6 protein-coding genes are annotated in these 6,019 nt (G+C 34.2%); all 6 read left to right on the top strand.

Annotated features, from left to right (window positions below; translation table 11 throughout):
* Positions 1-250 precede the first annotated feature (250 nt).
* On the top strand, positions 251-598 hold the full coding sequence (locus D7D25_RS17280; RefSeq protein ID WP_122970163.1) for an NVEALA domain-containing protein: 348 nt from the start codon (positions 251-253) through the stop codon (positions 596-598).
* Between the two features lie 102 nt (positions 599-700).
* A complete protein-coding gene (locus D7D25_RS17275) occupies positions 701-1,912 on the top strand; it encodes a 6-bladed beta-propeller (protein WP_122970162.1) in 1,212 nt (403 codons plus the stop codon).
* A gap of 591 nt (positions 1,913-2,503) precedes the next feature.
* Entirely contained in the window at positions 2,504-3,511 is a 1,008-nt protein-coding gene (locus D7D25_RS17270; protein WP_122970161.1) for a BF3164 family lipoprotein, read from the top strand.
* 267 nt (positions 3,512-3,778) lie between these two features.
* Complete coding sequence (locus D7D25_RS17260; protein WP_255417378.1) at positions 3,779-3,916, top strand: hypothetical protein; 138 nt, start codon at positions 3,779-3,781, stop codon at positions 3,914-3,916.
* Between the two features lie 175 nt (positions 3,917-4,091).
* Positions 4,092-5,141 carry a BF3164 family lipoprotein gene (locus D7D25_RS17255; protein ID WP_158602663.1) on the top strand — a complete coding sequence of 350 codons (1,050 nt, stop codon included), beginning with the start codon at positions 4,092-4,094 and terminating at the stop codon, positions 5,139-5,141.
* 660 nt (positions 5,142-5,801) lie between these two features.
* Positions 5,802-6,019: hypothetical protein (locus D7D25_RS18320; protein WP_221408029.1), on the top strand; the 218-nt coding region annotated here is incomplete at its 3' end.

The raw sequence follows: 6,019 nt of genomic DNA, 5'->3' as shown, positions 1-6,019 counted from the left end.
CTTTTGTCAATTCTCATTTATTCTGTTCCTTTACAAGAAAAACAGCAATGAATATAAAATATCACGATGATTTTCAATGTATTATAAAAAGTGAGTTATAAGTGAGTCAAAAAAATTGGTTTAAATAATGAACTTCGCCACCTTTGCGAACTGTGCAAAATGAACTTATTGAAAACGAAGAAGCAAAAACTCCTTCTCCTTCGGTGGAAGGAACTGTAAGTAATCATATCATTCATTTAAATTTGTGTCTATGAAGAAAAGAGTTTTATCGGGGCTGTTCGCCCTAGCGCTTCTGGTAGCCGTAGGCTACGGAGTGAGTCAAACAATGAAAAGTGAGGCTAATCTGAGTGATTTGGCATTGACCAATGTGGAGGCGTTGGCTCAGAATGAAAATGGAGGTGGTAATGGGCCATGCTATACCTTTCAATCCTCATCTACTGACCGAATAGTTTGTTATGGAGGATATACATACATAACGACCTATTCTTTTAGTTGTAACGGAAGTAATGGCTCTTGTTCAGGAACAATAGGGTCTACAGGAACAGATTGTAATGGAAATCCTTTTGACTCCAGAGAGACAATCACTAGAAAATGCTAAATACTATTTGAGGAAGGTTGGCTGGATCAACATGAAATATTCTAACTCCTATTATCGTGATGCATATTCCAGTCAACCTCTCCAAAAAAACAAATAACAATTATGAATTGTATTAGATGGATTTTCCTTGTTTTGAGTATACTCCAAATATCTTGTAGAGGATATCAAAAGGAATTAAGCGAGAATGAAGCCTATTATAACGTGGATATCGACACATTGGGAAATAGGGGGGTTGGTTCGATTTCCTCCTATTTTAAATCTGTAAAACCTATTATATTGGAAACATCTGAAAAGAATCTGCTAAAATCGATCGATGCCATTCAGGTAACAAATGATTGTATCTTTATTTTAGACCGAGGATACAAAAAACTTTATTGCTTTAACAAAGCAGGTAGATTTATAAGACAAATAGGGCATTTGGGAAACGGCCCAGGAGAGTTTAGTAATATCTCGGATTTTACACTCGATGAAAATAATAAATTGATCTTTATTCTTGATAATTATATATCAAAAATCCACGTATATAAATTCACAGGGGAGCATATCTCTTCAATTAACATTCATAATACAATTGATGGCGTATTGGGACATATACAATACAGCAACAACCAGTTATTCACAGATTATCAACCAAATAAGATTTCAACAAAAAGGGCAGCTCCATTATTGATAAAAATCGATATTAACTCCGGAAAACTATTAGATGAATACCTTTCTTCTGAGATATATAATCTGGGCTTCCAGTTAATCACTTTTAAGAACAACAGTTATTTTTACTCTAAAAACAGTCATTCACCTTATTACGCACCCATTTATTCCAATACCGTTTTTTCCATTGAAAATAATATTTCTCCATACTTCCAAATTAAAAGCAACAGATTGTTAAAAAAAGACGATCTTGAAACGTTCGATCTTTCTTTTCCCGGAATTATTGCTGATATTAATAACTTAAATAAAATAAAATCCATATTGAATTTTTTAGAAATAAGCGACTATATAATTTGTGAATACTCTGATGGGTATAAATTAAATACAATTGTTTTTTCGAAAACAAACAAATCCGCAAATTTATATGAGGGTCTTTTTGACGATTATGTTTACAAGGTTTTTGAAGGATCAATTCCCCATTATATGGCTTGTTCAGATAAAAAAGGCATGTATGCTTATATGAATATCAATGATGTACCTCTTTTCATTGACTATTACAAATCGGGGAAAATAAAGTTTGAGTTTAATCAATTTGAAATTGACATGATTGAAAATTTATCAGAGGATTCTAACCCCTTATTGTTTTATTATGAACTTAGAGAATAATTTTCTCGAAAAGATCGAATGTTCAATGAAATATATTATTCGCTTTCCACTCTTTTCTCTTATTCTGCTATTGGAACAAACCCCTAAGAAGATCGAATAAATAGCCCACAGAATTTGAACAGAATCTTAACAATTTTTCCTTTTGTCAATTCTCATTTATTCTGTTCCTTTACAAGAAAAACAGCAATGAATATAAAATATCACGATGATTTTCAATGCATTATAAAAAATGAGTTATAAGTGAGTCAAAAAAATTGGTTTAAATTATGAACTTCGCCACCTTTGCGAATTGTACAAAATGAACTTATTGAAAACGAAGAAGCAAAAACTCCTTCTTCTTCGGAGGAAGGAACTATAAGTAATCATATCATTCATTTAAATTTGTGTCTATGAAGAAAAGAGTTTTATCGGGGCTGTTCGCCCTCGCACTTCTGGTAGCCGCAGGTTTTGGAGTGAGTCAAACAAGCCATTCCATGCTACACAGCTAATTTATAATTCCATTGAGAAAAAGTATTTTTAATTACAAGACTTCCTTTGCAGTAAAAGAGAGCTAAACATTTATTCTTCAATATGTAAAAAATCAACAGTCATATGAAAAAACATATTTGTCTATTTACGGTTTGTCTGCTAATCATCTCATGTGTAAATACAAAAAACGACGAAGTGAGCAGGACTATCTCTGATTTTAAAGTTCTAAATGATGAGATTCTAACAAATTTTCCGGGAGGGCTTTACATGTTGAATGAACACATCGCTTGGTTCGGACCATTTACCTCAGGGCATTTTCTGCATCTTTTAGATAAGAACAGCGGCACTGAGGTAAGTTCTTTTGGAAATATCGGGCAAGGCCCCAATGAATATGTCAGTCCCATGGTAAGTGATAATATATGGGACAATTGTCTGTATGTATATGATGTAAACGGAAATACTAAAGGATATTTATCCGTAGACAGATTTGACGAAACAGGCGATGCTTTCATAGAACTCCCGAAAGAAGACTCCCTGATCAGGTCAAAGGGATACAATATGCGGTTGGAGGACCACTTATATGTAGGTTTTAACAGGAACAATGAAGAAAAGGCATACAAACTATATTCCAACGGTGTAGAAACAGACTTTGGAGAATATATACTGCCGGATAAGAAACAGAATTTTGGCTCTGTTATTTTATATAATCCCGATAAAGAACTGTTGGTGACAGGGAATATGGATGTTAATTATTTCAGTTGTTATAAAAAAGATGACGATAATTTCAGGTTAATCTGGGAGAACAGGGAAGAGTATAAATACAGTGAAGACAACAACCGTGTTGTTTTTGACAATTCCAGAAAAGGGATATATGGGATGGCACTCACCAAAGATTTCATTGTAGCACTACAAAGAGATTATGAAAATGACCCCACAGATGAATCCCAGGTAGGACGGAATTTTGAAAAACTCCCTCAAACACTGTTCGTGTATGATTATGATGGAAACTTACTTAAAATAATCAATTATAATGTACCTATCGGTAGAATTGCGGGAGACATAAAAACAAATATGGTATATGCTCTGTATGTTGATCCGGACTTTAAACTTGGTGTCAGCGTGATTGAATAGAATTCAAATGAGAAAAACAACCATATTTCTCTTAGTAGTATCTTTAGTTATTTCTTGTAATAAGAAACAGGAAGCTAAAGTAACACGGTTTTACGCGGAATTTGAAGCCAAAGATGTCCGGCCGTTTTTGAACCGGACATCTTTTGAGGGTTTTTTTTTCCGGCCTATTCATCCTGTAGTGTACAAAATGGGAAAGGAACAGCTTGAAATGTACAGTTTAATTCGTATCGTGGCGAAGAAATAATTGTTACAGATGAATACGTGTTGATGCCTTCCCAGTGGGTTGATTTAGAAAAACGTATTACAAAAGAAATGCTGGATGACCGACCAAAAGAAGTTTTTGAAGAATTATTGCGGGCCGAAATGGAAGAAAATCCAATATTAATTAAATACTGGTTCAAATGAAACGAGCATGATAACTGTTCTTGCACAAGATCGGCGGGAGATAAAAGGCGGGAATTGGAAAAAGTAGTGAAGCATTATTCCAGTGATTGGGCCGACAACTTAAAATATAGAGGAAGGAACTATAAGTGATCATATCATTCAATTTAAATTTGTGTCTATGAGAAAAAGAGTTTTAATGAAGAATTATATTGTATGCTCTCTCGTTATTTTTGTTTTCTTTTCGTGCGAAAATAACACGGATTCTCTAACTGGTCTATTTAATAACACAAAAAGATTAAATCATAATGAACTGACATACGAATCGGATTACCTAATGGGTAGTTCTGGTAAAATGCTTATCAGTGATTCTGTTTTGATTACTTTAGACTATAATAACGAACGAATGTTCCACGTGTTTGATATAAAAAACAACAAATATATCAATAATCTGGGCGTGAAAGGACAGGGACTCAACGAATTTCTACATCCTTATTCTTTGATCCATCATTCCCATATCGACTTTCTGTCATACGATCTGTTAGACAATTCGCTAAAGAAAATACGTATTGACTCGTTAATGAAGGGAGCAATATTTTACGAAAAAATGATTTCTTTTAATTCTATATCCAACTCAATGGTTATTCCTACAAAACACAACCACTATGTGGGATTCGGACTATATGAGTCAAACATGTTCAAATTAATCGATGCAGACGGAGAAGATATTGGATTATTCATGGATTTTCCAACTGATAAAGAGACGAAAAAAATCGATCACAGAAATGTTGCTCTCGGTTATCAAGGATCACTTGCCATCAATCCAGATGGAGATAAACTTGTATATGCTTCCTTATATGGGACTATCTTAGGCATTTACAATATAAAAGAGAAGTCGGTCAGTCAGGAGTTTTTATTAGTTTATGATTATCCTCAATTTACAGTACAAAATGAGGGGGGAAGCATGTCAAGCCCTATAACCAAAGATGGTATCAGCGCATTCACAGATATCTATGTAACAGACAAGTATATCTATGCGCTATATTCCGGCAAGACAATTTCCAAGTTAGGGGCAAAGGCATTTGAAGCTCAATATATATATGTATTCAATTGGAAAGGAACTCCGCTTATATGCTATCACCTGGATATTCCTGTTAATAACATCGCGATTGATCCGGACAATAAAAAGATTTATGCCATATCCAATTTACCGGAACCTACCTTGGTAGAATTTGAAATTGATCTGTAAACTATTTCTTTTAATTGAACCTGTAATAATTCATCATATATAGTACCCTATGCGTCGGTCTCATTCGGGAAGCACCCAGAATATCCGATGGAAAACCGGTTCCTTCCGATCTGTCCGTCGGAAAAGAATGGTCGGTCTGGAATCGGTGAACCCTCATTCCGGAACATGCTATTGGAACAAAAACCTAAGAAGATCGAATAAATAGCCGACAGAATTTGAACAGAATCTTAACAATTTATTCTTTTGTCAATTCTCAATAATTCTGTTACTTTACAAGAAAAACAGGAATGAACATAAAATATCACTATGATTTTCAATGTATTATAAAAAGTGAGTTATAAGTGAGTCAAAAAAAATGGTTTAAATTATGAACTTTGCCACCTTTGCGAAATGGACAAAATGAACTTATTGAAAACGAAGAAGCAAAACTCCTTCTTCTTCGGAGGAAGGAACTATAAGTGATCATATCATTCATTTAAATTTTTTGTTTATGAAGAAAAGAGTTTTATCGGGGCTGTTCGCCCTTGCACTCCTCACAACCGCAGGTTTCGGAGTGAACAAAAGTATGAAAAGTGATGTGAATCTGAGTGATTTGCATTGACCAATCTGGAGGCGTTGGCAAGCGGGGAATATTATACAATCATACAATCTACAGAACTTATGAATACAAAGTATTTTTATATTGCGGGGTTCGTTGCGTTATTTTCTCTTACGTCTCCCACAGGTTCAAGCAGTATTCAGGAAAATACGAGTAATATTATTATCAACCTTCCCTCTGGTCATAATAACGATTTAATATCAGACCATCTTCAATTATCTGATATTATATACTTGGAAACAATAGACTTGTCTTTGATCAAAAGTATTAGACGGTTAAT

The organism is Proteiniphilum sp. X52 (genome assembly GCF_003712195.1).
GTDB lineage: Bacteria > Bacteroidota > Bacteroidia > Bacteroidales > Dysgonomonadaceae > Proteiniphilum.
This window is presented reverse-complemented; position numbering and strand designations above follow the sequence as displayed.